The sequence below is a fragment of the Paenibacillus chitinolyticus genome (genome assembly GCF_045038035.1).
Classification (GTDB): domain Bacteria; phylum Bacillota; class Bacilli; order Paenibacillales; family NBRC-103111; genus Paenibacillus_F; species Paenibacillus_F chitinolyticus_A.
Genome location: NZ_CP173427.1, coordinates 2,176,305 through 2,203,132 on the forward strand (window position 1 = coordinate 2,176,305; position 26,828 = coordinate 2,203,132).

General features: G+C 51.9%; 27 protein-coding genes. 25 read left to right on the forward strand and 2 right to left on the reverse strand.

Features of this window, described 5'->3' with window-relative positions; genetic code table 11:
• Positions 1-71: 71 nt before the first annotated feature.
• The 19 genes from rimO to ACI48J_RS10105 all read left to right on the forward strand — a co-directional run bounded on the left by rimO (position 72) and on the right by ACI48J_RS10105 (position 19,732).
• Positions 72-1,400, forward strand: a complete 1,329-nt coding sequence (gene rimO / locus ACI48J_RS10015) for a 30S ribosomal protein S12 methylthiotransferase RimO (protein ID WP_326052378.1) — start codon at positions 72-74, stop codon at positions 1,398-1,400.
• Complete coding sequence (gene pgsA / locus ACI48J_RS10020; protein WP_326052379.1) at positions 1,400-1,987, forward strand: CDP-diacylglycerol--glycerol-3-phosphate 3-phosphatidyltransferase; 588 nt, start codon at positions 1,400-1,402, stop codon at positions 1,985-1,987. The genes rimO and pgsA overlap by 1 nt, the downstream gene beginning before the upstream one ends.
• A gap of 244 nt (positions 1,988-2,231) precedes the next feature.
• Positions 2,232-3,485 (forward strand): competence/damage-inducible protein A, encoded by a 1,254-nt coding sequence (locus ACI48J_RS10025; protein WP_405082628.1) that lies wholly within the window; start codon positions 2,232-2,234, stop codon positions 3,483-3,485.
• 286 nt (positions 3,486-3,771) lie between these two features.
• On the forward strand, positions 3,772-4,833 hold the full coding sequence (recA, locus tag ACI48J_RS10030) for a recombinase RecA (RefSeq protein WP_326052381.1): 1,062 nt from the start codon (positions 3,772-3,774) through the stop codon (positions 4,831-4,833).
• Between the two features lie 109 nt (positions 4,834-4,942).
• On the forward strand, positions 4,943-5,602 hold the full coding sequence (locus tag ACI48J_RS10035; RefSeq protein ID WP_405082629.1) for a RecX family transcriptional regulator: 660 nt from the start codon (positions 4,943-4,945) through the stop codon (positions 5,600-5,602).
• A gap of 312 nt (positions 5,603-5,914) precedes the next feature.
• Positions 5,915-7,459 carry a ribonuclease Y gene (rny, locus tag ACI48J_RS10040; RefSeq protein WP_009674960.1) on the forward strand — a complete coding sequence of 515 codons (1,545 nt, stop codon included), beginning with the start codon at positions 5,915-5,917 and terminating at the stop codon, positions 7,457-7,459.
• Positions 7,460-7,543: 84 nt separating this feature from the next.
• Positions 7,544-8,338 (forward strand): TIGR00282 family metallophosphoesterase, encoded by a 795-nt coding sequence (locus tag ACI48J_RS10045; protein WP_405083201.1) that lies wholly within the window; start codon positions 7,544-7,546, stop codon positions 8,336-8,338.
• A 152-nt stretch (positions 8,339-8,490) separates the two neighbouring features.
• Positions 8,491-8,751, forward strand: a complete 261-nt coding sequence (locus ACI48J_RS10050; RefSeq protein ID WP_005550495.1) for a stage V sporulation protein S — start codon at positions 8,491-8,493, stop codon at positions 8,749-8,751.
• A gap of 118 nt (positions 8,752-8,869) precedes the next feature.
• Entirely contained in the window at positions 8,870-9,808 is a 939-nt protein-coding gene (locus ACI48J_RS10055) for a dipeptidase (RefSeq protein ID WP_405082630.1), read from the forward strand.
• A gap of 223 nt (positions 9,809-10,031) precedes the next feature.
• Positions 10,032-11,783: a 2-oxoacid:acceptor oxidoreductase subunit alpha gene (locus ACI48J_RS10060; RefSeq protein ID WP_405082631.1), complete on the forward strand. Its 1,752-nt coding sequence runs from the start codon at positions 10,032-10,034 to the stop codon at positions 11,781-11,783.
• Positions 11,771-12,637 (forward strand): 2-oxoacid:ferredoxin oxidoreductase subunit beta, encoded by an 867-nt coding sequence (locus ACI48J_RS10065; RefSeq protein ID WP_042233129.1) that lies wholly within the window; start codon positions 11,771-11,773, stop codon positions 12,635-12,637. Before ACI48J_RS10060 ends, ACI48J_RS10065 begins: the two co-directional genes overlap by 13 nt.
• A 121-nt stretch (positions 12,638-12,758) precedes the next feature.
• Positions 12,759-13,328 (forward strand): phosphate propanoyltransferase, encoded by a 570-nt coding sequence (pduL, locus tag ACI48J_RS10070; RefSeq protein WP_326052386.1) that lies wholly within the window; start codon positions 12,759-12,761, stop codon positions 13,326-13,328.
• Positions 13,329-13,482: 154 nt separating this feature from the next.
• Positions 13,483-14,967, forward strand: a complete 1,485-nt coding sequence (gene miaB, locus ACI48J_RS10075) for a tRNA (N6-isopentenyl adenosine(37)-C2)-methylthiotransferase MiaB (RefSeq protein ID WP_009674948.1) — start codon at positions 13,483-13,485, stop codon at positions 14,965-14,967.
• A 32-nt stretch (positions 14,968-14,999) separates the two neighbouring features.
• Positions 15,000-15,416 (forward strand): RicAFT regulatory complex protein RicA family protein, encoded by a 417-nt coding sequence (locus ACI48J_RS10080; RefSeq protein ID WP_405082632.1) that lies wholly within the window; start codon positions 15,000-15,002, stop codon positions 15,414-15,416.
• A gap of 141 nt (positions 15,417-15,557) precedes the next feature.
• Entirely contained in the window at positions 15,558-16,328 is a 771-nt protein-coding gene (locus tag ACI48J_RS10085) for a DUF2087 domain-containing protein (protein ID WP_405082633.1), read from the forward strand.
• A gap of 88 nt (positions 16,329-16,416) precedes the next feature.
• Positions 16,417-16,770, forward strand: coding sequence for a four-helix bundle copper-binding protein (locus ACI48J_RS10090; RefSeq protein ID WP_326052391.1), 354 nt, complete (start codon positions 16,417-16,419; stop codon positions 16,768-16,770).
• 382 nt (positions 16,771-17,152) lie between these two features.
• Entirely contained in the window at positions 17,153-17,935 is a 783-nt protein-coding gene (locus tag ACI48J_RS10095; RefSeq protein WP_326052392.1) for a glycosyltransferase family 2 protein, read from the forward strand.
• Entirely contained in the window at positions 17,932-18,294 is a 363-nt protein-coding gene (locus ACI48J_RS10100; protein ID WP_405082634.1) for an SMR family transporter, read from the forward strand. Before ACI48J_RS10095 ends, ACI48J_RS10100 begins: the two co-directional genes overlap by 4 nt.
• 10 nt (positions 18,295-18,304) lie before the next feature.
• Complete coding sequence (locus ACI48J_RS10105; protein WP_405082635.1) at positions 18,305-19,732, forward strand: ArnT family glycosyltransferase; 1,428 nt, start codon at positions 18,305-18,307, stop codon at positions 19,730-19,732.
• Between the two features lie 191 nt (positions 19,733-19,923).
• Here the strand turns inward: ACI48J_RS10105 and ACI48J_RS10110 are convergent, their stop codons facing one another.
• The gene (locus ACI48J_RS10110) at positions 19,924-20,358 is read right to left on the reverse strand and encodes a universal stress protein (RefSeq protein ID WP_326052395.1); all 435 of its coding nucleotides are present in this window, start codon (positions 20,356-20,358) and stop codon (positions 19,924-19,926) included.
• Between the two features lie 190 nt (positions 20,359-20,548).
• On the opposite strand from ACI48J_RS10110, the gene ACI48J_RS10115 reads away from it, so the two are divergent.
• The 4 genes from ACI48J_RS10115 to ACI48J_RS10130 all read left to right on the forward strand — a co-directional run bounded on the left by ACI48J_RS10115 (position 20,549) and on the right by ACI48J_RS10130 (position 23,792).
• Positions 20,549-21,946, forward strand: coding sequence for an LCP family protein (locus tag ACI48J_RS10115; protein ID WP_405082636.1), 1,398 nt, complete (start codon positions 20,549-20,551; stop codon positions 21,944-21,946).
• 153 nt (positions 21,947-22,099) lie between these two features.
• On the forward strand, positions 22,100-22,534 hold the full coding sequence (locus ACI48J_RS10120) for a hypothetical protein (RefSeq protein ID WP_405082637.1): 435 nt from the start codon (positions 22,100-22,102) through the stop codon (positions 22,532-22,534).
• 31 nt (positions 22,535-22,565) lie between these two features.
• Positions 22,566-23,072, forward strand: coding sequence for a type 1 glutamine amidotransferase domain-containing protein (locus tag ACI48J_RS10125; RefSeq protein WP_405082638.1), 507 nt, complete (start codon positions 22,566-22,568; stop codon positions 23,070-23,072).
• Positions 23,073-23,177: 105 nt separating this feature from the next.
• Positions 23,178-23,792, forward strand: coding sequence for a rhomboid family intramembrane serine protease (locus ACI48J_RS10130; protein WP_326052399.1), 615 nt, complete (start codon positions 23,178-23,180; stop codon positions 23,790-23,792).
• A 153-nt stretch (positions 23,793-23,945) separates the two neighbouring features.
• Here ACI48J_RS10130 and ACI48J_RS10135 read toward each other — a convergent pair whose 3' ends face one another.
• Positions 23,946-24,509 (reverse strand): NAD(P)/FAD-dependent oxidoreductase, encoded by a 564-nt coding sequence (locus tag ACI48J_RS10135; protein WP_405082639.1) that lies wholly within the window; start codon positions 24,507-24,509, stop codon positions 23,946-23,948.
• Positions 24,510-24,779: 270 nt separating this feature from the next.
• On the opposite strand from ACI48J_RS10135, the gene ACI48J_RS10140 reads away from it, so the two are divergent.
• The gene (locus ACI48J_RS10140; protein WP_405082640.1) at positions 24,780-25,871 is read left to right on the forward strand and encodes a M24 family metallopeptidase; all 1,092 of its coding nucleotides are present in this window, start codon (positions 24,780-24,782) and stop codon (positions 25,869-25,871) included.
• A gap of 130 nt (positions 25,872-26,001) precedes the next feature.
• On the forward strand, positions 26,002-26,787 hold the full coding sequence (locus ACI48J_RS10145) for a TspO/MBR family protein (RefSeq protein WP_405082641.1): 786 nt from the start codon (positions 26,002-26,004) through the stop codon (positions 26,785-26,787).
• Positions 26,788-26,828 lie beyond the last annotated feature (41 nt).

Consider the following 26,828-nt stretch of genomic DNA (forward strand, 5'->3'; position numbering starts at 1 on the left):
TTTTGACACTCGGATTAACGTTGTATTATACTTGTAACAATGGCTTTGCTACGACGTTTGGAGGTTTCAGCATGACGGAAAAGGTAAGGGTAGTAACGCTTGGATGTGAGAAAAACTTGGTGGATTCCGAGATCATGTCCGGACTGGTCGATCAGCGAGGGTACAGCGTGGTCGAGAACAACGAAGAAGCTACCGTGATCATTGTAAATACGTGCGGATTTATCGATGCCGCCAAAGAAGAATCGGTTACTACCATTCTGGATATGGCCGATCTTAAAAGAACCGGGAATTTGAAAGCGCTAATCGTTTCGGGGTGTCTGACACAGAGGTACAAGGAAGAACTGATGAAAGAAATGCCTGAGATTGACGGGATTGTGGGAACGGGCGATTTTCACAACATCAATGCCATTATTGACGAAGCCCTGAAAGGCAAAAAACCGGTCTATGTCGGGAATCCGGTGTTTAACTATGAGCAAGCGCTTCCGCGCAAGGTTTCTACCCCCCGGTATACCGCATACGTCAAAATCGCGGAAGGCTGCGATAACGCCTGTACGTTCTGCTCCATTCCGATTATGAGGGGAAAATTCCGCAGCCGTTCGATGGAGTCCGTTATTTCGGAAGCGCGGCAATTGGCGTCGCAAGGGGTCAAGGAGGTCAGCCTCATCGCCCAGGATTCCACCAATTACGGAACGGATCTGTACGATAAGTTCATGCTTCCCGAGCTGCTCAATCGGGTGAGCGAAGTGGAGGGCATCGAATGGGTCAGGCTGCATTACGCCTATCCCGGATTTTTTACGGATGAGCTGATCGAAACGATGGCGGCCAATCCGAAGATTTGCAAATACATAGATATGCCGCTCCAGCACAGCTCCGATGCTATTCTCAAGCGGATGAGACGTCCCGGAAGAGATAAGGACGCCAGGGAACTTATTCTCAAAATACGCAAAAGAATGCCGGAGGCGGCTTTGCGTACTTCGCTTATCGTCGGATTTCCGGGTGAGACGGAAGAAGATTTCGAACATCTTGTGCAGTTCGTAAAAGATGTTCAGTTCGACCGGCTCGGCGTCTTCACTTATTCGATGGAAGAAGACACACCGGCGTCACGCCTTCCCGGACAGGTGCCGGACGAGGTAAAAGAATACCGCGCCGCAGCTCTGATGGAGCTTCAGCGCGAAATATCCAACCGCCGCGGGGGCCGTAGACTGGGCGAAGCGGTGGATGTGCTTATCGAACGCTACGACGGCCGCAACGACGTGTATATCGGCCGTTCCCAATACGATGCGCCGGAAATCGACGGGGAAGTTTTCGTAACCGGCAATAATATCGGAATAGGCGGCGTTGTAAAAGTGCGGGTTACCCACTCCTTTGAATTCGACCTCTCCGGGGAGGTAATCGCATAATGAATTTAGCGAACAAGATTACACTTGCCAGGATTTTCCTGGTGCCGATTATTATGTTTTTCCTTCTTGTGAACATCCAGTTTCCACATATTAAAATTCAAACGTTTTCCATCACGTATAACCAGATTATCGCGGCGCTAATTTTCATTATTGCGGCGAGCACCGACAGTCTGGACGGATACATCGCCCGCAAAAACAAACTGGTTACGAACCTCGGAAAGCTGCTGGATCCGCTGGCCGATAAATTGCTTGTAACCGCCGTTCTGGTGTCCCTCGTTGAAATGGATAAACTCGGCGCATGGATCGTAATCGTGATCATCAGCCGGGAATGGGCCGTGACCGGACTCAGGCAGATTGCTTTGCTGGAGGGGGCTGTTATTCAGGCGAGCAAATGGGGTAAAGCTAAAACAGCGGCACAAATCACGGCGATTATTGCGCTGCTCATCAACAACTTCCCGTTTGCGTTTATCGACGTTCCGTTCGATTTGATCGCAAGCTGGATTGCCGCGATCATCACGGTGTACTCCGGGCTCGATTACTTCATTAAAAATAAGCATGTGATTGATTTTTCCGAGAAAACACAGTAGATACTGTGTTTTCTTCGTCTCCGGGAACAAGCCGGGGGAGGTTTAGGGATAAATGCGGCAGTGAATGTAACCGGTATGTTCACGCCAACTATATAATGAGTAGGGGTGTTCGCGGGACAAGCGTACTATCGGACAAGAGGACGGATTTGTCCGGCGTTCATTTTTCTGAAGTAAGAGAACAATCCCACCGGCAAAATGCAGTTCACATCATGCAAGTTTACATAAGTGAAGGAGGATCTATAGTATGAAAGCAGAATTGATTGCCGTCGGAACTGAGCTTCTGCTGGGGCAGATTTTAAATACGAATGCTCAGTACTTGGCGCAGGAATGCGCGATGCTGGGCATCGACTTGTACTTCCAGACCGTCGTAGGCGACAATCCCGCCCGTATCCGGGAAGCGTTGGAACAGGCCGGGAAACGGGCCGACCTGGTTATCACGACGGGAGGGCTCGGTCCGACGCTGGACGATTTGACGAAGGATGTTTTGGCCGATATGACCGGCCGCCGGCTCTATATCGACGAGATTTCCATGGCCAAGATCCGTGAGCTGTTCGATTCGCAGGGCCTTCATATGGTCGAGAGCAATTCCAGGCAAGCGAACATGATCGAAGGAGCGGAGCCGCTTCCGAACGATACGGGATTGGCCGTGGGGCTGGGCCTGGATCATGAGGGGACCCGGTATCTGCTGCTTCCCGGCCCGCCGAAGGAAATGAAGCCGATGTTTGAGCGTTACGCCAAGGACTGGCTGAGCGGCCTTATAACCGATGAGATGCCTTTGTATTCGAAGATGCTCAAGTTTGCCGGGATAGGCGAGTCCTCCCTCGAGCATAAGCTGTTTGACCTCATCGAGAAACAGACCGATCCGACAATCGCCCCATATGCCAAGGAGGGCGAGGTGACGATACGTCTGGCGACGAAGGCGCACACGGAAGAAGAAGCTCTCCGCAAGATGGAACAGGTTGAGAAGGAAATCCGCAGCCGCGTAGGGGAACATTTATATGCGGAAGAGGATATTCCGATCGAGGAAGCGGTGCTCGCGATACTTCAATCCAGAAATCAGACCCTGACGACGGCTGAGAGCTGTTCCGGCGGACTCCTGAGTGATTTGATCACATCCATTCCGGGGCGTTCCTCGGTGTTTCTGGGCGGTGTCGTCTCATATTCCAACGAAATGAAGCACAGTATGCTCGGCGTTCCTACGGAGCTGCTGGAAGGGGAGGAAGCTCCCGGAGCGGTGAGCGTCGAAACGGCGGAGGCGATGGTGCGGGGCCTGCTGGAGCGCACAAATGCGGATTATGCCGTATCCGTAACGGGAGTTGCCGGACCGACTACCTCCGAAGGCAAACCGATCGGGCTTGTCTATGTCGGAGTCGGCTGCAAGGACGGAGATATTCATGTTCAAAAGCTCCAGCTCCCCGGGCTGCGGGAGACGATCAAGTTGCGCGCGGCCAAAACGGCTCTGCACCAGCTTTGGAAACTTGTAAAAGCGGACGGCTGATCGGCGTTTTTTGTTGAAAAACCGCAAATTTTAAATTATAATAAGGATATGTTAACGGAAGAACCGTAGCGAAGAATTTGTCTTTGCTGCGGTTTTTATTTTTGCCGCGCAATGACCGAAAGGAGCGCGGTTCCCTTTAAATAAGAGAAACTTTCAGTCCGAGTTCCTCACCGGGCGGTGATAGAGGGCTGTCACAAAAAAAACGAATGTATGTTCGAAAAAATACTTGGCAACGGGTGAAAAAGAAGGTATGATATACCTATAACAGTTGAAGGAAGTGAGTGTATTGTCAGATCGTCGTGCCGCATTAGAAATGGCATTGCGCCAAATTGAGAAGCAGTTTGGCAAGGGTTCGATCATGAAACTCGGAGAATCGACACACATGCAGGTGGAGACCATCCCCAGTGGTTCCCTTGCTTTGGATATAGCACTTGGAACCGGGGGTTTTCCTCGCGGTAGAATTATCGAAATCTATGGACCGGAATCTTCCGGTAAAACAACGGTCGCTCTTCACGCAATCGCGGAAGTGCAAAAGTCCGGCGGACAAGCCGCATTTATCGATGCGGAGCATGCTCTTGACCCGCTTTATGCAAGCAAGCTCGGAATCAACATTGACGAATTGCTTCTTTCCCAGCCGGATACAGGCGAGCAGGCGCTTGAAATCGCGGAAGCCCTTGTACGCAGTGGAGCGGTGGATATTATCGTTATCGACTCCGTTGCGGCTCTAGTTCCTAAGGCGGAAATCGAAGGCGAGATGGGGGATTCCCACGTCGGTCTTCAGGCCCGTCTGATGTCGCAAGCGCTGCGTAAGCTTTCCGGTGCCATCAACAAATCGAAGGTTATTGCCATCTTTATTAACCAATTGCGTGAGAAAGTCGGCGTTATGTTCGGTAACCCTGAAACAACTCCGGGCGGCCGCGCGTTGAAATTCTATTCGACCGTGCGTTTGGACGTTCGCCGTGTTGAAACGATTAAGCAGGGCAACGATATGGTCGGTAACCGTACCCGTGTCAAGGTCGTGAAGAACAAAGTTGCGCCTCCGTTCAAACAAGCCGATATTGACATTATGTACGGCGAAGGCATTTCCCGTGAAGGCAGTATCATCGATATCGGAACGGAACTGGATATCGTGAATAAGAGCGGCGCCTGGTACTCCTACAACGGCGACCGACTCGGCCAGGGACGCGAGAACTCGAAGCAATTCCTCAAGGAAAACAAGGAAGTTGCCGATGTTATTGAACAAAAAATCCGGGAAGCGAGCAATCTCACGAATGTAGTTCCTCCGGCAGGCGTGGATGTGGACGATCCGGACGAAGAACTGGCACTCTTTACGGAAGACGAAGAATAAGAACAAGGGCCGCCTCTTACGTACAGCGCAGGATGCGGCCTTGTTTTAGCTCCCTGGGGAGCTTTTCTTTGTTTATGGACCCATAAGGTGTCGAAAGGGGAAAGAGCTTATGAAAGACGAAATAGAAGCTTCCGTCATTACAGGAATAGAACGGCAAAAGCGTAATAAGAAACGATACAATGTTTACGTCAACGATGAGTACGCCTGCTCCGTGCATGAAGATATTTTGATCAAGAACCGTCTGCTCAAAGGGGAACAGGTAGATGCGCAGCGCTTGCGGCAAGCACTGGAGGAAGACGAGAAGCATGAAGCTTACCTAAAAGCGATCCGTTTCGTGGCGGTCAGGCCGAGATCTGTCCAGGAAGTAAAGATGAAGCTTAAGGACCTGGGCTACGAAGCCGATCTGATTGATTGGACGGTAGGCCGTCTATTGGAACAAAAGTACCTGGATGATGCCGATTTCGCAAAGCTTTGGACGGAACAGCGCATTCAATATCAGCGTAAAGGCCGCAATGCGGTCCGCTACGAACTCGCCCAGAAAGGGCTTTCCCGGGACGAGATCTCCAAAGCGTTGTCTGCGGTCGATACCGAGGAAGAAATGGAAGGGGCCCTTATTGTGGGCCGTAAGAAATGGAAAACAGTGTCAGGCGAGAGGATGGACCGCAAAAGAAAAACGATGGCTTTTCTGCTTCGGAGAGGGTATCCGTCTTCGCTTGTTAACGATGTGATGCGCCGGCTTTCCGAAGAAGAGCTCGAAAATGAGGAATAGCTTCTCCGTGAAAGCGCACTCAGTCGCGGTTGACGAAGCCAATAGCTTGACAATGTTCTTTGTGAACAGATAAAATACAATTGTATATTTTCATAAAAAATCATCAGATTTTCTATGAGGTAACGGAAGCGATTTCCGCCAAGATTGCTTCTGCTCCATGCTGTTCCGAACAACCCCCGTTGTACGGACAAACAAACCGAACCATTTTCTAGCACGGAATGTGGTCCATACGGCTTGAACAAACGAATATCGGATTAAAAAAACCGAATCATCCCAAGCTAACACCTTGGAGGAACCAACGAGGAGGTGAACATGATGAATCCAATTATCTGGGTCCTGATCATTCTCGTTGTTGGCGTTATTTGCTTAGGGATTGGTTATTTTATCCGCAAGTCTCTTGCAGAAGCGAAAATTTCCAGTGCTGAAACTGCCGCTGCACAAATTGTAGAAAATGCCCGCAAAGAAGCGGAGGCACTGAAAAAAGAAACGGTATTGGAAGCCAAAGATGAAGTTCATAAGCTCCGGGCCGAAGCTGAAAAAGACATTCGTGAACGTCGAAATGAATCTCAACGACATGAAAGACGATTGTTGCAAAAAGAGGAGTCGCTGGATAAAAAATTAGAATCTCTTGAACGCAAAGAAGAGCAAGTCGCCAACAAAGAGAAGAGAATTGAAGAAACGCAGAATCAGATTGATGAGCTCTACCGCAAACAGGTTTCGGAACTCGAACGTATTTCCGGCATGACCATGGAAGAAGCGAAGACCATCATCCTATCCGGCGTTGAACAGGAAGTTCGTCATGAAACCGCACAACTTATTAAAGAAATAGAGCAGCAGGCCAAAGAAGAAGGCGACAAGAAAGCGCGTGAAATCATCACGCTCGCCATTCAGCGCTGCGCTGCCGACCATGTTGCCGAAACGACGGTATCTGTCGTGAGTCTTCCGAATGAAGAAATGAAAGGCCGGATTATCGGTCGTGAAGGCCGTAATATCCGAGCGCTTGAAACCTTGACGGGGATCGATCTTATTATCGACGATACTCCGGAAGCCGTTATTTTGTCCGGCTTCGATCCGATCCGCAGAGAAATCGCGCGGACCTCGCTTGAGAAGCTCGTGGCCGACGGACGCATCCATCCGGCTCGTATCGAAGAGATGGTGGAGAAATCCCGCAAAGAAGTGGACGAGCGGATTCGCGAGTATGGGGAACAAGCTACGTTCGAAGTGGGCGTACACGGTCTGCATCCGGATCTGATCAAAATTCTGGGACGTCTCAAATTCCGTACAAGTTACGGACAGAACGTTCTCAAACACTCGATGGAAGTTGCTTATCTTTCCGGTTTGATGGCTGGAGAACTCGGCGAAGACGTGACATTGGCGAAACGTGCCGGGCTTCTGCATGACATCGGTAAAGCGCTTGACCACGAAGTGGAAGGGTCACACGTTGAAATCGGTGTTGAAATCGCCAAAAAGTACAAGGAACATCCTGTCGTTGTGAACAGTATCGCTTCCCACCACGGAGACGTGGAAGCGACCTCGGTTATCGCCATGCTCGTCGGAGCGGCGGACGCATTGTCTGCGGCTAGACCGGGTGCACGCCGGGAAACGCTGGAAACCTATATCAAGCGTCTCGAGAAGCTTGAAGGCATCTCCGAATCGTTCGAAGGTGTGGAGAAATCGTACGCCATCCAGGCCGGACGCGAGGTTCGCGTCATGGTTCAACCGGAGAAAATCGACGATGCGGAAGCATTCAGACTTGCCCGCGATATTACGAAGAAGATCGAGAACGAGCTTGACTATCCCGGTCATATCAAAGTTACGGTCATTCGTGAAACCCGCGCGGTTGAATACGCCAAATAAAAGAAGTATACTTGTGAAAAGTGGCTGCGTAAGCCACTTTTCCTTTTTTTAGCCGAAAAGAGAAAGAGGCAGGAGTGATGGGTTATTAAGATCGTATTTATCGGAGATATCGTCGGATCAGTCGGCCGGAATGCAGTAAAAACAATGGTGCCTAAACTGAAATTAAAATATGCGAACGCGGTATTTATCGCGAACGGTGAAAATGCGGCCGCAGGCCGAGGAATTACTTCACAAATTACGAAGGAGCTTTACCAGCTGGGGATTCATGGAATAACGCTCGGAAACCATACTTGGGATCAGAAAGAGATCTTTGATTTCATCGACGATGAGGTTCAGATGGTGCGTCCCGCGAATTTTCCCGAAGGAGCGCCGGGGCGGGGGTATACCGTTTTGAAGGTGCGCAATCAGGAAATCCTGCTTATCAATCTGCAGGGGCGGACTTTTCTGCCTCCGATCGACTGCCCGTTCCGTAAGGTAGACGAGATTCTCGAGGCGGCGAAAGGAAAGTACAAGCATATCTTCGTCGATTTTCATGCGGAGACAACGTCGGAGAAAATTGCCATGGGCTGGCATCTCGACGGTCGCGTTTCGGCGGTCGTAGGCACGCATACGCATGTCCAGACGAACGATAACCGCGTACTGCCGCAGGGAACGGCTTATGTGACGGACGTAGGGATGGTAGGTCCCCGGGACGGCGTACTCGGAATGGAGCGCACAGCCGTTCTGCGTAAGTTTACGACGCAGCTGCCGGTAAGATTCATCGTAGACGAAGGGCAGTGGCATTTCCATGCGACCGTCATCGATCTCGACGATACGACAGGCAAAGCGAGCAAGATCGAACTCATTCGGATTAATGAGGAAGATCTTCTTTTCGAGTAAATGGGCTCAGCAACCGGCTATCTGCTGCAGATTTAACTTGTACCTCCCGGTTATGCAGGTTCAGGAATGTTTGATCACCTGTCCGAATAGGATGGAAAGAGGAAACCTTTATCCTTAATCCTTTATCCATCAACCCAAGGAGGTACTTTTCCATGGAAGTATTAAAAGTTTCAGCAAAATCCAATCCAAACTCCGTAGCAGGGGCGCTTGCAGGCGTGTTACGGGAGCGCGGGGCGGCAGAGCTTCAAGCCATTGGCGCGGGTGCTCTGAATCAGGCAATCAAAGCGGTAGCGATCGCAAGAGGATTTGTGGCGCCCAGTGGAGTCGATTTAATTTGTGTACCCGCCTTTACAGACATCGTCATTGACGGGGAAGACCGCACGGCGATCAAACTCATCGTAGAACCGAGATGATACACGAGCGCTCCTCGGGTTGTACATACATGAACGGACCTGTTTACATACTCTGTAGACAGGTTTTTTTCGCATCGTGCAAGAAAGGCAAGGTCCATTAAAGAGCCTGGAGGTAACCATGATTATCGATGCTCACTGCGATGCTTTGATGAAGATGTACCGGAATCCGCTGCTTGATTTTAACGCGGCCGAGCCTGTTTTGGACGTAAGCTATCCGCTTATGAAGCAGGGGGGAGTCAAAATCCAGTTTATGGCGGTCTACCTGCCGGAAGAAATCAAAAATCCGGATGTGGGACACATTCTGGAGTATGTGGACATTTTGTATAGAAGAGTGCTTTGCAATCCGGATATCGTCCTGATCCAGAGCCGCTCGGATCTTCAGCACGTGCTGACGACGGGAAAACGGGGTGTACTGCTGACTTTGGAAGGAGCGGAAGGGCTGAGGGGCAGCCTCGCTCAACTGCGTATTCTTTACCGGCTGGGGCTTAGAAGCATAGGACCCGCCTGGAATTTCGCCAATTGGGCGGTAGACGGGGCCATGGAGACCCGAAACGGAGGTTTTACCCTGCGGGGACAGCAGCTGATAAAAGAAAGTAATCAGCTCGGGCTGCTGCTCGATGCTTCTCACCTGTCGGAAAAAGCTTTTTGGGAAGCGGCCGACGTACCCGGCCTGCATCTGTTCGCTTCCCATTCCAATGCCAAATCGGCATGCTACCATCCGCGGAATTTAACCGACGGACAAATCCGCTGCCTTATCGGACGGAAAGGAATGATCGGCATCACCTTCGTTCCCTGGTTTGTGAAGAAGGCGGGTTCGGTTTTTATTACCGATCTTTTCCGGCATATCGATCATATCTGCTCGCTGGGCGGTGAAGACTGTATCGGCTTCGGATCTGATTTCGACGGGATAGACAAATATATCCGGGGACTGGAGAACGCCGGCATGTACGCGAACCTGGCCAATGAACTGTACAAGCACTATACGCCCGTCCAAGCCCAGAAATTTCTCTGGCAGAACGGGTACGCCTTCTTGGAACGAAGTCTGCCCGTGTCCTAGCGAGCGATCTCTTTTTGATATGGGTATGATCTAAAAAAGCTATCTGTCCCTTTTACGGAAAACCCTTGCAATTTGCGGGGTCTAGGAATAGAATTTGGATAGCTTGAAAAAATTTTTTTATATCCTACAATCTATCATACAAGCATCGTTCTAAGCAGGGCTCGTTTTGCAAAATGGTTTGCAAGAGGCGGAGCAGCTCACCATCAAAAGGAGTGGACGCAAGGTGATTAGTCAGTTATCGTGGAAGATCGGGGGACAACAAGGGGAGGGTGTAGAAAGTACGGACCGTATTTTCTCGACGGCGCTTAACCGTCTCGGATACTATTTGTACGGCTATCGTCACTTCTCTTCGCGCATCAAGGGAGGACATACGAACAACAAAATCCGTATCAGTACGAAACCGATTCGCTCGATTTCGGATGATTTGGATATTCTGGTTGCTTTCGACCAGGAGACGATTGATTTGAACTCTCATGAGTTGGGAGTCCACGGCGTGATCGTCGCGGACGCGAAGTTTAATCCCACCCTGCCGGAAGGCGTTAACGCGCGTCTGTTCCCGGTGCCGATTACGGCGATTGCGGAAGAGCTTGGAACTTCCCTGTTTAAAAATATGGCGGCTTCCGGCGCTTCTTGGGCGCTGCTGGGGCTGCCTTTAGACGTATTCAACAAAGCGGTCGAAGAGGAATTCGGACGCAAAGGCGCAGCCGTAGTCGAGAAGAATGTCGAAGCGGTGCGCAAAGGTGCGGAATCCGTGCTGGAGCTGGCAGGCGGTCCGATCGCGGAACTGCAGCTGGAGCCTGCGGACGGCGAGCAGAAGCTGTTCATGATCGGCAACGACGCCATCGCTCTCGGTGCTGTAGCGGCCGGCTGCCGCTTCATGCCGGCTTATCCGATCACACCCGCTTCGGAAATTATGGAATACTTGACGAAGGTGCTTCCCAAATTCGGCGGAGCCGTTATCCAGACAGAGGACGAGATATCGGCTTGTACGATGGCAATCGGCGCCAGCTACGGCGGCGTACGCGCCATGACGGCCTCGGCGGGTCCCGGCCTGTCCCTGATGATGGAAGCGATCGGTCTGGCCGGCATGACGGAAACGCCGGTCGTGATCGTGGATACACAGCGCGGCGGCCCGAGTACGGGACTTCCGACCAAACAGGAACAAAGTGACGTGAACGCCATGATTTACGGCACGCACGGCGAGATCCCCAAAGTCGTGCTCGCGCCGAGCACGATCGAAGAATGCTTCTACGATACGATCGAAGCGTTTAACATCGCGGAAAAACTACAGCTTCCGGTCATTCTGCTGACAGATCTCCAGCTTTCGCTGGGCAAGCAGTCTTCGGAAGTGCTGGATTATAATAAAATCGTTATTGAACGCGGCAGCCTCGTCGCACAGCCGGAGGAAGTCGAAGACAGCAAACAGCTTTTCAAGCGTTACGAGCTTACGGAGAACGGCGTATCGCCGCGCGTGCTGCCGGGCGTGAAGTTCGGTCTGCACCACGTGACGGGCGTTGAGCATGACCAGGAAGGCCGCCCGTCCGAGAGCCCGGTAAACCGGAAGAAAATGATGGATAAGCGCCTGGAGAAGCTCAAGCACGTGGAAGTAACCAATCCGATTCTCGTCAATGCGCCTCACGAAGAGCCGGATGTTCTGATCATCGGCATGAGCTCGACGGGCGGCACGATTGAGGAGGCAAGAGGAAGACTGGAGAAGGACGGTCTTGCAACGAACCACGTTCACGTTCGTCTTCTGCATCCTTTCCCTGCCGAAGAGCTGAAGCCTCATCTGGAGAAAGCAAGAAATGTAATTGTCGTCGAAAATAACGCGACTGCGCAGCTGGCGAATCTGATCAAGCTGAATGCAGGCAGTGCCGATAAAATCAAAAACATGCTGAAATACGACGGAACCCCATTCCTGCCGTCCGAAATTTATCAAGAATGCAAGGAGCTGACTGTAGCATGGCAACGTTAAAAGATTTCCGCAACAATGTAAAGCCTAACTGGTGCCCGGGCTGCGGAGATTTCTCCGTTCAGGCCTCCATTCAGCGCGCTGCCGCGAACGTGGGGCTGGAACCGGAGCAGCTTGCGATCGTATCCGGTATCGGCTGTTCCGGCCGTATCTCCGGCTATGTGAACTGCTACGGCTTCCACGGAATTCACGGCCGTTCCCTGCCGATTGCCCAAGGGCTTAAAATGGCGAACCGCGAGCTGACCGTTCTGGCTTCCGGGGGCGACGGCGACGGATTCGCGATCGGTATGGCTCATACGGTCCATGCGATCCGCCGTAACATCGACATGACCTATATCGTCATGGATAACCAGATTTACGGCCTGACTAAAGGCCAAACGTCTCCCCGTAGCGGCGAAGGCTTCAAAACGAAGAGTACGCCAAGCGGTTCCATCGAAACGCCTCTGGCGCCTCTTGAGATGGCGCTTGCTGCCGGCGCGACTTTCGTGGCGCAGTCTTTCTCCAGCAACTTGAAGCAGCTGACACACATCATCGAAGAAGGCATTAAGCACCAGGGCTTCTCGCTGATTAACGTATTCAGCCCGTGCGTCACGTTCAACAAAGTGAACACGTACGACTGGTTCAAAGAGAATATCGTGGATCTGGAGACGATCCCGGATTACGATCCGAGCAACCGGATCCAGGCTATGACGAAGCTGATGGAAACCGACGGCATGCTGACCGGTATTATTTATCAGAACAAAACGAAGCCGAGCTACGAGAACCTCGTTACAGGCTTCAAAGCAGAAGGTCTTGCCAAGCAGGATATGAAGCTGAGCCAAGCCGATTTTGACAAATTGGTTGCAGAATTCAAATAAGCCCGACAGAAAGGCGCGCAGAGTACTCTGCGCGCTTTTTTTTTCTCCGCGTAGAGGTTAAACTGAGGGGGAGAGCCTGCTATAGAGACAGAGAATGGACACAGGAAGGGATGAAGACACAATGAAACAGATACCTATCGGGATTTCCGCCCGTCACATTCATTTGAAGCCGGAGCACATTACCCGCCTGTTCGGCGAGGGCTATGAGCTGAGTGTTCTGAAGGACCTGTCCCAGCCGGGACAATTCGCCGCGGGCGAAACCGTAGCGGTCGTCGGTCCCAAAGGCCGGTTTGACAAGGTCCGCATTCTTGGGCCGGCTCGGAATATTTCCCAGCTGGAAATATCGCGCACGGATGCTTTTGCACTCGGCGTTAATCCCCCGGTACGCGAATCCGGAAATATCGAAGGGACGCCGGGAATCAAGATTGTGGGTCCCAAGGGCGAAGTGGAGCTGGAAGAGGGCGTCATCGTTGCGGCCCGCCACATCCATTTTCATACGGAGGATGCGAAGAAATGGGGCATCGAGGACAAGCAGCGCCTGCGTGTTCGCGTGGAGACGGATCGTCCCGTAATTTTCGAGGATGTTATTGCCCGTGTGTCGGACCAGTTCGCCTTGGATATGCATATCGATACGGATGAAGGCAACGCCGCAGGGCTTAAAACCGGCGATGTCGGAATTATTGTAGATTAGGAAGCGGGCCGGGACAAGTTGTCCCATGCACGCAGGGAGCCGGGTACGAGGAGCTGATTTCCTCTGTCCGGCTCTTTCTTCTTTTGTCCGGGGACCAGGCATGGTATAATCAGATTTATGAGTCTAGCATGGAATATTCAGGAGGAATGGCGAAATGACGGTGAAAACCGCTAAATCCGATAAGGATTTTTCGATCTATTTTCAACCTCCTTCTTATAAGGATGCGAAAAAACGCGGCAAGGAAAACATTGAAGTGCTGTATGATTTCAACATTCCGGAAGAGATGAAGGAGTTTGGCCAAGGCAAGCGGTACATGATCCGCACGTACGGCTGTCAAATGAACGAACATGATACCGAAACGATGAAAGGCATGCTCGAGGAGCTGGGCTATACCTCAACGGAAGAGAAGCAGGAAGCGGATGTGATCCTTCTGAACACCTGCGCGATCCGGGAGAACGCGGAGGATAAGGTGTTCGGCGAATTGGGGCATCTGAAGCACCTCAAACTGGAGAAGCCGAATCTGGTGCTCGGAGTCTGCGGCTGCATGTCGCAAGAGGAAGGCGTCGTTAAGCGGATCTTACAAAAACACGGGCATGTCGATCTCATATTCGGCACCCACAATATTCACCGGTTACCGGCCCTTCTGCAGGATGCTTACTTAAGCAAGGAAATGGTCGTGGAAGTGTGGTCCAAAGAAGGGGACATTATCGAGAACTTGCCCAAGAAGCGGGAAGGCATGCGCGCCTGGGTAAACATTATGTACGGCTGCGACAAGTTCTGCACGTACTGTATCGTGCCGTACACCCGCGGCAAGGAACGGAGCCGCCGTCCGGAAGACGTATTGGCGGAGGTGCGAGATCTGGCCCGTCAAGGGTTTAAGGAAATTACGCTGCTCGGACAGAACGTCAATGCTTACGGCAAGGATTTCGAGGATATCTCGTATTCCTTCGGTGATCTGATGGCGGATATGCGTAAAATTGATGTGCCGAGAATCCGGTTTACCACTTCGCACCCGCGTGACTTTGACGATCATCTGGTCGAGGTGCTCGCGCACAAAGGCAATTTGATGGAGCATATCCATCTGCCGGTCCAATCGGGAAGCACAGAAGTGTTGAAAAGAATGAGCCGCAAATACAGCCGGGAGCTGTATCTGGATCTTGTGCGCAAAATCAAGACGGCTATACCCGATGTGGTGCTCAGCACGGATATTATCGTCGGTTTCCCGGGAGAAACGGATGAGCAGTTTGAAGAGACGTTGTCTCTCGTGAAGGAAGTCCGGTTCGATTTCGCCTATTCTTTCATTTATTCTCCTCGTGAAGGAACGCCGGCTGCCGCAATGGAAGACAACGTTCCCGAGGACGTGAAGAAAGAACGTCTGTACCGGCTCAATGAGGTGCTCGGAGCTTTCAGTAAGGAAAGTAACGAGAAGCTTCGCGGTGAAGTGGTCGAAGTTCTTGTTGAGGGAGAGAGCAAGAAGAATTCGGAGGTCCTCTCCGGACGGACCCGGACGAATAAACTTGTTCTTTTTAGAGGATCCAAGAATCTCATCGGATCTTTCGCCCATGTACGCGTGACGGAACCGCAAACCTGGCTGGTAAAAGGCGAGCTGGTCGCGGAGCCTCTGCAAATGTTAAGCTAAGAACGCCATAATGAAGAAGCGGAGTGTGCAGGATGGAGCATTACACGAATACCGAAATGATCGTAAGAGAAGATATTTTGACGAAAACGAAAGAGCTGGCAGAGCTTCTTACCACATCTTCCGAGGTGCAGTTTTTTCAACAGGCCGAAAAACAGATCAACCAGAACGAGCACATTCAGTCTCTGATTCAAGCCATGAAGAAAAAGCAGAAAGAAATTGTCGCTTTTGAGAAATTCGACAACGAAATTATGGTCAAAAAGATCGAGAAGGAAATCGAGGACCTGCAGGATGAGCTGGACAATATTCCGATCGTCAGTGAATTTCAGCAATCCCAGGCGGATATTAACTACCTGCTTCAACTCGTTATGGGCGTGATCCGGGATACTATTGCGGACAAAATCACGGTGGAGTCCGGTTCGGCACAACCGCCTTCCAGTTGCAGCGAATAAGGCGTCCTTGTTACAGAAAGGCCGTTTCCGGTTGCGGGAGCGGCTTTTTTGCCGTGCATTCCTTTGAAAGTCAGTTGACAAAAAGTAAACAATACTATAAATTGTTTATATAAATACAGACGAAGATTGAAGGTGTTTGATTTGAAAGATGTTTCGGAACTTTTTTGGAATGCGTCGACGGATGAAATCAAACGGGGATATATTTTCTCGGATCAGGAAGAAGCTTATGTGTGTCTGGTTTGCGGGAAATCGTTTACTAAAGGGATCGTTTACCGCGAAGACGAGACGTTTTACGAAGCCGAAAAGTTTGCGTCCCGCCATATCGCCGCCGAGCATGGGTCCATGTTCCATTACCTGCTCAACTTGAATAAGAAACTGACGGGGTTGACGGATCTGCAGAAGCAGCTGCTCGGTTTTTTTTACGACGGCTTGTCCGACAAAGAGATTGTGGGAGAGCTTGGCGGTGGAAGCACCTCAACCATCCGTAATCATCGATTTACGATGAGGGAGCGGGAGAAGCAGGCTAAAGTGTATTTGGCGCTTATGGGGCTCCTGGACCAGCGGCCGGATGCCGGTAAAGCGCCCTCCTTTATTGCCGTTCCGAAAAGCGCTACGGTGCTTGATGAAAGATTCGCGATCACGGAGCAGGAGAACGAACAGTTTTTGAAGCTGTACTTTTCGGAAGGGATAGACGGGCCGCTCAACAAATTTCCGAAAAAAGAGAAGCGTAAGATCGCAATCCTGCGGCAGCTGGCAACAAGATTTGAAGCGGACCGGAAGTACACGGAAAAAGAAGTGAACGAGATTCTGGAAGAAGCGTGGCACGATTACGTGACCATCCGCAGGTATCTTATCGAATACGGTTTTATGAAGCGCCACGACGACGGAAGCGCGTATTGGGTAACCCGTTAAGACAAGCAGGCAGCATGGGTTGGGTCAAATTCACCCAAAAAGGTTAATATCCGTATAGCGACAGCTAGAGACAAAGGAGGATATAACCATGCCCTATGATATGACCCATGAAGGCGTTAACGAAGAAATTCAACGCTGTATCGAAGAATGTATAAATTGTATCAAAACTTGCAACTATTGTTTCGATGCCTGTCTGAAGGAAGACCACGCTTCCCATATGGCAACGTGCATCAGGCTGACCCGTGAATGCGCGGACATTTGTACCTATGCGGCATCGGCCATGACCCGTCAAAGCCCGTTCACTGTGGAAATTTGCAATCTATGCGCGACGGTTTGCGAAATTTGTGCCAAAGAATGTGCCGAGCATGAACATGAACACTGCCAAGAGTGCGCCAAAGTATGCCGCACCTGCGCGGAAGCTTGCCGCAGAATGGCTGCTTAATGCGTTTAAATAAACGGTCGGCTTGAAATGCGGTACGTAAAGCAAGCAAAGTACGGCTCGAACGGAAAATCGTTAGGAACATACGGATATTAAAATCCCGATAAAAAGGAACCCCGCATGGGGTTCTTTTTTAGTTGCCGCAAGTGAGGAACGAAGCAAAACAAGATGTAAAAACAATAAAGATATTCTAATAATTGGGTGACCGGAAAACGGAGGTTAAGGTTATAATTAGGTGAGAAGTCCCCCAAAGTGCAACCTTCCTTCCCGTATTACGTCTATGACTGAAAGCCTGTTTCAATCTGCGCTTATTTGGGTAAATGTTGCTGATGTGCCTGTAATCATAGAGAAGACCTAATTTTTGTTGCCTGAGGAGTTATCGTTTATGAAGGAAACTATTATTGTGGGCCTCCCGGCCTACAACGAACAGGATGCCTTGCCTAAACTGCTTCCGAAGATGGAACAATTGTCGGTGCAGTTTGGGGAGGCTTTTCGCGTGGTCGTGGTCAACGACGGAAGCTCGGACGGAACGGCCGGGTTCTTGAAGGAAGCATGCCGGACCTACGCATGGCTTCAAGTTATCGACCATGAGCGCAACCGGGGACTCGGGGAGGCCATGAATACCCTGGTCCGATTTGTAACTAGCGAGTACCAGTCGAGCGATGTGCTTGTGACGCTGGACGCGGACAATACGCATAATCCGAACCTGATTCCGGCGCTCGTCGCGAAACTGAAGGAGAACAAGCTGGATCTGGTTGTGGCGTCCCGTTTTGCCAGAGGGGGACAAGAGCTGGGCTTGTCGTTTATCCGGAGGCTCTACAGCCGCGGGGCGATGGTGTTTTTCAAGCTCTTTTTTCCGATCGAGGGGGTGCATGATTATTCGAGCGGCTTTCGCGCATACCGGATCGGGTATCTCAACCAGGCTATGAGCCTTTACAAAGAAAGACTGATCACGACCAGCGGTTTCGATTGCATGGCCGAAATGATGGCCCGGTTCAGTAAAATCGGAATTAAAGCGGGGGAGTATCCGCTCGTGCTGGAATACCATTTAAAAGTCGGCCGCAGCAAAATGAACGTAAAGCGGACGATTGCGGGCTATTTCCGCCTGTTGATGAAAGTTAAACCCCCTGTGCAGGGGACGCAAAAGAAAGTGAAGGGTACCGTATGAGCGCACTTTGGGTCATTCTATTATCGGTCGGTATGGGAGCGGTCGGGCAAGTTCTTCTCAAGGCGGGGGCGAACCGTCTGGGCGAACTCTCGCTGGCTCCGGCTACCTTGATTCCGGATATATTCCGGATGGTCAAAACTCCCGAAATCCTGATCGGACTTATTTTATTCGGAACGAGCTTTCTGCTGTGGGTCAAGGTTCTCACCAAGGTAGAACTGAGCTATGCCTATCCGATGATGAGCTTGAGCTACGTGATCGTGTTCGTCATGTCGTTTCTTTGGTTCCAGGAGACGTTTACGATGCAAAAGCTGGTCGGTATGGCCGTGATTATAATCGGAATCATTATCATTAATAAATAAGGAGAAGCGCATGGAACATAAGACGCGCATTCCTGCGTGGCTCATAACCGCCCTCTTGTTTATTGCGATTGCTGCGCTGAGAATTCCATACATAACCAATTCACCGTATGAAATCGATTCATGGAGACAGTCGGATACGGAATCGATCGCACGCCATTTTGTGGAGACTAAATTTAATCTTTTCTATCCGCAGTTCAATTATCAGGGGCCGCTTCCCAATTATGTGGAGCTGGAATTTCAGATTACCCCGTTTCTGATTGCGATTTTGTACAAACTGTTCGGGTACCAGTACTGGCTGGCCAGGCTAGTGCCTCTGGCATTTTTTATGGGCTCGGCATGGTTTCTATACCTGATCGCCCGCTCGTTCTATACGAAACGGACAGCCTGGATCGCGGTTTTGCTGTACGGGATCTTACCGGTTGCGGTGACGTATTCCCGCGCCATTATGCCGGAAGCGGCATCGCTGTTTTTTTACCTCGGCGCGTTCTATGCGTTCACGGTGTGGATTCGCAAGGGCGGCACCGCTTTTGTGCTTACCGCGGCGCTGTTTACGGCGCTGGCGATATCGCTCAAGGTCCCGACGATCTTCGTCGGCATTCCCATGCTTTTCATGGCGGCGGCGAAGTTTAAGGGGAAAATGGTCCTGAACTGGCGCTTGTGGCTGTTCGCGGTTCTGGCTCTCGGCCTTCCCGCGCTGTATTACGCCTGGGCCTCGTCCATAGCGGAATTCCAATTCGTATCGGGGATAGCGACGAAGCACATTTTCCCGAAAATGGCGACGGCTCTGTTTACCCCCGAAACCTGGGACTTTTTCCTGCGGGAGCTGCCGAAGGCCTTTTCCTGGCCGCTTCTGGCCCTGGCGGCCGCCGGTCTGCTTGCCGGTTTCCGGCAGAAGGATATCCCCGTCCGCGTGTGGGGGTGGGCGATGCTTCTGGAGCTGGCCACAATCGTGGCGGTGATCAAATTCGATTATTATTTGATCTTCTTTGCTCCGGTGGCGGCTTTGCTCGCCGCGAAAACGATCGGACGGCTGGCGGAGCTCCGGTTCGGCTGGATTCCCGCCGCAGTCGTCGTTGCGGGAATCGGCTGGGCCTGCGCCCTTATGATGAATCCCGATTACGGGAAGGAGAAAACCGTCATTCTGGAGCAGGCCCGGGCGGTCGAACGGCTGACAAAGCCGGGCGATCTCATTGTCGTCGGCACCGACGACCCCTCGCTCCTGAACGCCAGCCACCGGGTAGGCTGGAGGGTGCTTAACTCCATCCCGGACGATCCGGTGAAAGAGCTGGAATATTTCCGGGCGGGCGGAGCGGCCTATTTTGTTCCGCTCAAAGGGCAGATTGACGGAGATAAGGCCGGGGAGCTGCGCCGCTATCTTAACGCGAAGTTCGAGAAAATTCCCGTAGAGGGCGGCTATGACATTTACCGGCTGAACTGAAAAAGAAAGCAGGACCTGCATGCAGGTCCTGCTTTCTTTTGGTTTGCCGCTTAACGCAGCCGCTTAACGCAGCCGCTTAACGCAGCCGCTTAACGCAGCCGCTTAACGCAGCCGCTTAACGCAGCCGCTTAACGCAGCCGCTTAACGCAGCCGCTTAACGCAGCCGCTTATGTACTGCCGGCAGCCGGCGACTACTTGATCACGAGCACCGGAATTTGCGCATGCTGGACGACATAGTGGCTGACGCTTCCGAGCACCCACTCACGCACTCCGCTCAGGCCGCGGCTGCCGATTACGATCAGATCCCGCCCGGTACGCTCGGCATGTTCGAGAATGGCCCGGCCCGGATTTCCGTTCAGCAGATAAACTTCGGCCGGCTGGGAAAGTGAAACCAAACGCTGCTTGGCTTCGTCTTTAATTTGTTCGGCCAATTCGTAATATTCTCCGGACATGCCGGCAGGGGTGGAAATGAGGGCTTCACCGACGACAAGGTTAGGCATGTTTGCCACATGGACCACTTCAAGCTTGGCGGACGGGTTGCTTTTTGCAAGTCCGACGGCTTTCTCCAGCGCTTTTTTGGATACTTCAGAACCATCATATGCGCATAAAATATTCAAGAATTGCATGATCGTCACCTCTTTGGCATAATGAATTAGGGAAGCTGTCGAATTTTTAACTTATTTGTAACTCTTTACTTCGTATTTCTCACTATAATTATACCGTCTACCGAACTATAATGATATCGTCCGCATCATACTCCTGTCTATACAATTCCATGGAACTGTATACCATACTCAAGAATTGAGGTTTTTAATTATGTCCGACCCTATTAATCCGAATTCAACCCCCGTTTCCGGTACTGATTCACGTAAATCCAAACTTAAAAAGAAAGCCAAATGGCCCCTATGGAAAAAAATAGCCGTAACCGGAGGCATTATCGTTCTGCTTCTTGTCATCGGCATCGGGACCTACGCCAGCTTTCTCATCAGTAAGGCCAATAATATCATCGACACGGTAGGAACGAAGGAAGTCGTCGCTCCGAAGGATTCCGCCAAAGTCAAACCGATCAGCATTTTGCTGATGGGTGTGGATTCCCGGAAAGAAACCGGCTCGCTGAACAGCGACGTGATGATGGCCATTTCGATGAATCCCGAGACGAAGTCCGCAACGATCGTCTCCCTGCCGCGCGACCTTGAAATGAAGCTCAAGAAGAACGGCGATTCTCATAAGGCTAACTATTTTTACCCGCATTTTACGTTAACTGAACCGGAAACCGCGATGAAAAAGACGAAGGAGTTTTTCGGCAACTTTTTTGAGATTCCTTTCGACTACATGGTTACCATTGATTTCGAAGGATTTAAGCAGGTTGTCGACCAGCTCGGCGGCGTGACGGTCGATGTGGACCAGGATATGTACTATGTCGACAACTGGGACGGCACCAGAATCGATCTCAAGAAAGGCGTTCAGAAGCTGGACGGTAAAAAAACGCTCGACTTCGTGCGTTACCGGAAATCGAACCCGGGTTCGAAGTTCGAAACCCCGGAATCCAGCGATCCCGCGCGTAACGCGAGACAGCAGCAGGTTTTGAATGAAATTCTTAAGAACCTGAAAAGTCTGGGTGGCGTCACGAAAGCTTCCGGTATTCTGGAAGCCGTTGGGAACAATCTCAAAACGGATATCCCTTCCAGTCAGATTCATGATATGATTTCCCAATATATCACAATCGATACGCAAAATATCGAACTCATCCATATGGACGGAGATTGGATCAGCCCTTATATCGTGGTGAAGGACGAAGAAATTGCACAAGCCAAAAACGCCTTAAAGCTCCGCCTGGATCCGAATTGGGTGCCGAGCAGCAGCCCGAATTCCACAAATTCGTCTAAAAGCACGGATAATAGAGAAAACAATAACGATTCGGACGGGAAAATTACGCCGACGCGCACGCCGAAGTCGACGGGTGTCCCGACTCATACGCCGAAGGCGACGATCAAACCGACACCGACACCAACGCCGAAATCGTCCGTAAGGCCGAACCCGACTCCGGAAGACGATGATGTTGTACCGGGCTTGACACCGGAGCCGACCCGCAAACCGGGCGGAAGCGTCCCCCCGGTGCCGAGCACAAAGCCGACGACCACACCGAAAAATTCGGAGGTCCCTAAACCGACGCCGACTCCGCAAAACCAGGAAGCGGTACAAAAAGCAGGCTAACATCTTAAATCCCCGCACTTCTCGCTACGAGAGCTGCGGGGATTTCTTTTTCCGCGCAGAAGATTGTGAACTTTTTCCCCAGAGCTTGTGTAGGAAAAGAAAGTTGCGGGTAATATCAACAGGAGAGAAACTAAAAAGGATGAGGTGTTCGTGATGAGCAAACATATTCAAGCCTATTTCCGCACGGAAAACGATGCGGAGGATGTTCGTATCCGGCTTCAAACCTATTCCGTCGAGCAGCTTGAAGTCGGGGAGACTCAGGGACGCGTCTCACGGACCGGTCTGATTGCCCCTCCGGCCTTTGCTGGCGGGACGTCGGGAGCCGTTGGCGTACCGGGTGCTACGATCGGCACCTCTCCGAGTCCGGGCGGTTTCATACCGGTCCGGGCGGCGGAGGATCGTCACGATCCCGACCGAACCATCCGTGGCGAAGACGATGGGCCGCTGGGGGATCTTATTTTTGGCAAAGGCGACGATGACGCCGAAAATCTGCGTTATGTGCTGACGGCCAAGGTGCCGGATTCCGACTATACGGAAATCGTGGAGATCATCCGCAGCAACAAGGGATACGTTGAATCGATAGATTGAAACCGGATAAACGAAAAGGAGTGGAACAACCATGAGTAAAATCGCATTTTTGCTGGCACCCCAATTCGAGGATTCTGAAATGCAGGAACCGTATGAAGCCCTAAAGGCCGACGGACACGAAGTCGTCATTATCGGGTTGAAGCAGGGGGAACTGCTTACCGGTAAAAACAAGAAAGCCGAATATACGGCCGATCAGGGCATCAAAGAAGCCAAACCGGACGAGTATGATGCCGTCGTTATTCCAGGTGGTTCTTCGCCGGAAGGACTGCGTCTGGATGCGGACATTCAAACGTTCGTGAAAAAAATCGACGAGGCCGGGAAGCCGGTGGCCGCCATCTGCCACGGACCGCAGATTCTGATCAGCGCCGGTCTGATCAAAGGCCGGAAGCTTACGTCCTACCCGCCGCTTCAGGACGATGTGCGCAACGCCGGAGGGGAATTCGCCGATCAGGAAGTCGTGGTCGACGGCAACCTGATTACGTCGCGGACTCCGAAGGACGAGCCTGCGTTTATCGCCGCTATCAAAAAGGCGCTGTAAAAGGTGTTTCTTTCATAGAACAAGAACGTCTGCCGCGCAAGCTTGCAGGCGTTCTTGTTTTTCCTATATGATGGGGGTATCTCATCCGAAGGAGAAGGTACTGTTATGCTGTTCGTCCGTCAAGAAAGCTTCAAAGAGTACATACGCCGGTACCCGGTGACGAGTCTTCTGGTCCTTATCCATGTGGTGCTGTTTGTGCTGATGGAGATAAGCGGCTCGTCGACAAGCACGAGAACGCTTATCGAGTATGGAGCCTTATTTTCCGCTCCGGGTTTTGTCCCCGAGTGGTGGCGCTTTTTCACCGCCATGTTTTTACATATCGGCTTGTCTCATCTGCTGTTTAACAGCTTCGCCTTGGTTATTTTCGCGCCGCCGCTGGAACGGCTGCTGGGCAGTGTCCGGTACGCGGTCTTTTACTTAGCCAGCGGGGCGCTGGGCAGCGCGTTTTCCTATTGGCTGCACACGGACGCTTATGTCGCGGCGGGGGCCTCCGGCGCCATTTACGGAATTTATGCGGCCTATCTTTATCTGGCCTTATTCCGGAGGCAGCTTCTGGACCAGCAATCGAGACAGACGGTCATCATTATTCTAGTGAGCGGTCTGCTGTTTTCCGTGATTGTGCCGAATGTGGATCTATACACGCATCTGGGTGGTTTTCTGGCCGGTTTTATCTTGTTTGCCTTGTTCGTGGAATTTATCAAACGCAGCGGCAGGAGATAGAACGAGCCTCATTCGAAGGCAGTGCCGGATAACCGACAAAAGGAATCGGGATTTCTGACGCCCCGCTTCCGCTGAAACCGAAAGAAGACTCCTGCAAGGTTCCCTAGAACCGGACAGGAGTCTTTTCTATTTGCTTTTAAAGGATAAAATCAATCAAGATTTCAGCACATCGTGGTCCACATAACGCTCGCCGTTCAGCTCGCTGACGATATTAATGGCCGCCTTGGCGCCGTCGCCCGCCGTTATAATCGTATGTACGCTCATGCCGGCAATCGTGCCCGCCGCCCAGATGCCTTCCACGCTCGTTTTGTTGTTCGCATCCGTCTGAACGATCGTTTTGATCCGCGGCTCTGTGCCTGGAATCGTCGTGACTCCGATTTTATCGGCAAGATCGGCCAGGGCTCCGGTCGCGAGTAGGACGTGTCTGGCTTCGTAGCTGCCCTGATCCGAAGTGACGAGAAAGCCGTCGTCCTGCTTGTCGACAGATTCCACTTTGCCTTCGGCAAGTTCCGCTCCGAACTTGGCCGCTTGTTTCTTGCCCAGCTCCACCATGTCGGGACCGCTGATTTCGGCGACTCCGTAATGGTTTTCAATCCAGGCGCGTTTCGTCATGCTCTGCCCGCTGTCGATCAGAAGCGTCTTTTTACCAGCTCTGGCGGCAATCAGTCCGGCACTTGCACCCGCAGGGCCCGCTCCGATAATAACAAGATCGTACATGCTCTTCTCTCCTTCGTATGGCAAAATAAAGACTCTAATCCAGTATAGCGGATCGGCAGAAGGAAGAAAAGCAGGCGCTTACATCGTAAATAGGGCCGAGTTTCCGAGAAGCACGCCAACCTATTGAGGAGTTATACAGCCCTAGGGCAGACCCCAGACAGACCCTGAGGCAGTCCCGGAATGTGGGTTTTTATCTCCCCGCATGTTATGATAGGAAGAGGATTCATCCACAGTAAACAGCGAAAAACCTTGAAAAGAAAAGGTGATTAAATGAACAACCGGCTCAAACAAATCAGCGATCATATGGAACAAAACAACCTCGATGCCGTTATCATTACGGTTCCACGGCACGTGTATTATTTGACGGGATTCGCCTCCGACCCGCACGAGCGCTTCTTGGGGCTCATCCTTCCGAGAGGAGAAGAACCGTTTCTGCTCGTACCGGCTCTAGATGCGGAAGCGGCCGCGCAGGCCTCCTCGGTACAGCGGATTCATACGCACAGCGACACGGACTCGGCTTATGAAGTGCTTCGCGGATTGCTGCCGGCTTCGCTTGTCAGCATCGGCATCGAAACCGAGCACTGGACCGTCAGCCGCTTTGAAGAACTGAAGAGCTGCATGGGCGTCAGCCGGGTTTCTCCGGTAGACGAGCTGCTGAGGGATATGCGGGTCATCAAATCCGAAGGCGAAATCGGCCTGATGAAGGAGGCCGTAACGCTTGTGGAGGAAGTGCTGAGGCGCGGCCTGCAGAAGGTGGCTGTCGGGGTGACGGAAATCGAGCTGGTCGCGGAACTGGAGTTCCAGATGAAAAAACTCGGGGCCCAGTCTCCCTCTTTTTCAACGATGGTCCTGACCGGTCCGGCTTCGGCGCTGCCGCACGGCGTTCCCGGAACGCGTAAAATCAGCCGCGGGGATCTGCTTCTATTCGATCTCGGCGTTTATTTGAACGGCTATGCGTCCGATATTACGCGCACCTTCGCGGTGGGTGAAGTGTCGGAGGAACAGCGCCGCATTTACAATGCGGTCCTGGCCGGCAACGAAGCGGCCATTCAAGCCGTCCGCCCGGATGTTACCTGCGCGTCCGTAGACGCAGCGGCAAGAACCCGGATCGAAGCGGGCGGCTACGGCACTTATTTTAACCACCGGCTCGGCCACGGACTCGGACTCGACGTTCACGAGTATCCGTCTGTCCACGGAAGAAACGAGGCGATTCTGAAAGCCGGCATGACGTTCACCATCGAGCCCGGTGTTTATGTGCCGGGTGTGGGCGGCGTCCGTATCGAAGACGACGTTCTGGTTACAGCCGGAGGAGTCGAGGTGCTGACTTCCTTCCCTAAACAGTTGACGGTTCTCGGAGGCTGATCTGCTTCGGTGAAAGCCTGCCCTAAGTATTCCTAACGGAATAACGGGGCAGGCTTTTTTTGCATTCGATTAATTCCAGGCCCATGAGGTTAAACATACATAATGAACAAAAGGAGAGGATGTGACAGCCATGCATATATGGCGTAAAACCATGAATATTGCCGGCCTCCTCCTGGTTCTGCTCGTGAATACGCTGGCTCAAGTGCTGCCTATTAACGGAGTGACCACCGGGGAAATATCGGACCGACATCATACATATGTTACTCCGGCCGGGTATGTTTTCACGATATGGAGCGTCATTTATCTGGGGCTGATCGGGTTCGTCATTTACCAGGCCCGCAAGGAGACGGGGGACCGCCCGGCGGTGGAACGGATCAGCTATTGGTTCGTCGTCAGTTGTCTGCTGAACTCGGCCTGGATCTTTCTGTGGCATTATGAAAAAATCGGCTGGAGCACGCTGGTCATGGCCGCCCTTCTGCTGACGCTTATCGCCATCTACCAGAGAATCCGCTACGGCCGGGAATCGCGGGCGATCGGGGAGTACAGCTTCGTGCAAGTTCCCTTCAGCCTGTATCTGGGCTGGATCTGCGTGGCTTCCATCGTAAACGTCACGGTATGGCTGCAGGACTTGGGCTGGAACGGATGGGGGATCGATTCCCGGATGTGGGCCGTCATGCTGCTGACGGCCGCAGGTGTGATGGCTGTCGCTTTCAGCTACGGAAAGAAAGACGTGCCTTTCGCGCTGGTTTTTGTCTGGGCCTTCATCAGCATTGGCGTCGAACAGCAGGCAGACATATGGGTACGCAACGCGGCTTGGTCACTCGCCGCCATCGTCGGAGCGGCAACCTTATGGCTCCTGGCCAAAGTGATCCGGGACCGCAAAAGATGGGATCAGTCCTATATCAGCCGGTCATGAAAACCTATTTGGGGAGCTTCTCTTGAAAAAGAGAGCTTCTT

Excerpts from the sequence above, each read along its gene's own strand:
- ACI48J_RS10065 (WP_042233129.1), top strand. The coding sequence starts at position 11,771 with ATGGCAACGTTAAAAGATTTCCGCAACAATGTAAAGCCTAACTGGTGC.
- ACI48J_RS10115 (WP_405082636.1), top strand. The coding sequence starts at position 20,549 with ATGTCCGACCCTATTAATCCGAATTCAACCCCCGTTTCCGGTACTGAT.
- ACI48J_RS10100 (WP_405082634.1), top strand. The coding sequence starts at position 17,932 with ATGAGCGCACTTTGGGTCATTCTATTATCGGTCGGTATGGGAGCGGTC.
- ACI48J_RS10055 (WP_405082630.1), top strand. The coding sequence starts at position 8,870 with ATGATTATCGATGCTCACTGCGATGCTTTGATGAAGATGTACCGGAAT.
- ACI48J_RS10130 (WP_326052399.1), top strand. The coding sequence starts at position 23,178 with ATGCTGTTCGTCCGTCAAGAAAGCTTCAAAGAGTACATACGCCGGTAC.
- rny (WP_009674960.1), top strand. The coding sequence starts at position 5,915 with ATGATGAATCCAATTATCTGGGTCCTGATCATTCTCGTTGTTGGCGTT.
- ACI48J_RS10025 (WP_405082628.1), top strand. The coding sequence starts at position 2,232 with ATGAAAGCAGAATTGATTGCCGTCGGAACTGAGCTTCTGCTGGGGCAG.
- ACI48J_RS10050 (WP_005550495.1), top strand. The coding sequence starts at position 8,491 with ATGGAAGTATTAAAAGTTTCAGCAAAATCCAATCCAAACTCCGTAGCA.
- ACI48J_RS10140 (WP_405082640.1), top strand. The coding sequence starts at position 24,780 with ATGAACAACCGGCTCAAACAAATCAGCGATCATATGGAACAAAACAAC.
- ACI48J_RS10095 (WP_326052392.1), top strand. The coding sequence starts at position 17,153 with ATGAAGGAAACTATTATTGTGGGCCTCCCGGCCTACAACGAACAGGAT.
- ACI48J_RS10125 (WP_405082638.1), top strand. The coding sequence starts at position 22,566 with ATGAGTAAAATCGCATTTTTGCTGGCACCCCAATTCGAGGATTCTGAA.
- ACI48J_RS10120 (WP_405082637.1), top strand. The coding sequence starts at position 22,100 with ATGAGCAAACATATTCAAGCCTATTTCCGCACGGAAAACGATGCGGAG.
- pgsA (WP_326052379.1), top strand. The coding sequence starts at position 1,400 with ATGAATTTAGCGAACAAGATTACACTTGCCAGGATTTTCCTGGTGCCG.
- ACI48J_RS10110 (WP_326052395.1), bottom strand. The coding sequence starts at position 20,358 with ATGCAATTCTTGAATATTTTATGCGCATATGATGGTTCTGAAGTATCC.
- ACI48J_RS10135 (WP_405082639.1), bottom strand. The coding sequence starts at position 24,509 with ATGTACGATCTTGTTATTATCGGAGCGGGCCCTGCGGGTGCAAGTGCC.
- ACI48J_RS10105 (WP_405082635.1), top strand. The coding sequence starts at position 18,305 with ATGGAACATAAGACGCGCATTCCTGCGTGGCTCATAACCGCCCTCTTG.
- ACI48J_RS10080 (WP_405082632.1), top strand. The coding sequence starts at position 15,000 with ATGGAGCATTACACGAATACCGAAATGATCGTAAGAGAAGATATTTTG.
- pduL (WP_326052386.1), top strand. The coding sequence starts at position 12,759 with ATGAAACAGATACCTATCGGGATTTCCGCCCGTCACATTCATTTGAAG.
- rimO (WP_326052378.1), top strand. The coding sequence starts at position 72 with ATGACGGAAAAGGTAAGGGTAGTAACGCTTGGATGTGAGAAAAACTTG.
- ACI48J_RS10145 (WP_405082641.1), top strand. The coding sequence starts at position 26,002 with ATGCATATATGGCGTAAAACCATGAATATTGCCGGCCTCCTCCTGGTT.
- ACI48J_RS10090 (WP_326052391.1), top strand. The coding sequence starts at position 16,417 with ATGCCCTATGATATGACCCATGAAGGCGTTAACGAAGAAATTCAACGC.
- miaB (WP_009674948.1), top strand. The coding sequence starts at position 13,483 with ATGACGGTGAAAACCGCTAAATCCGATAAGGATTTTTCGATCTATTTT.
- ACI48J_RS10035 (WP_405082629.1), top strand. The coding sequence starts at position 4,943 with ATGAAAGACGAAATAGAAGCTTCCGTCATTACAGGAATAGAACGGCAA.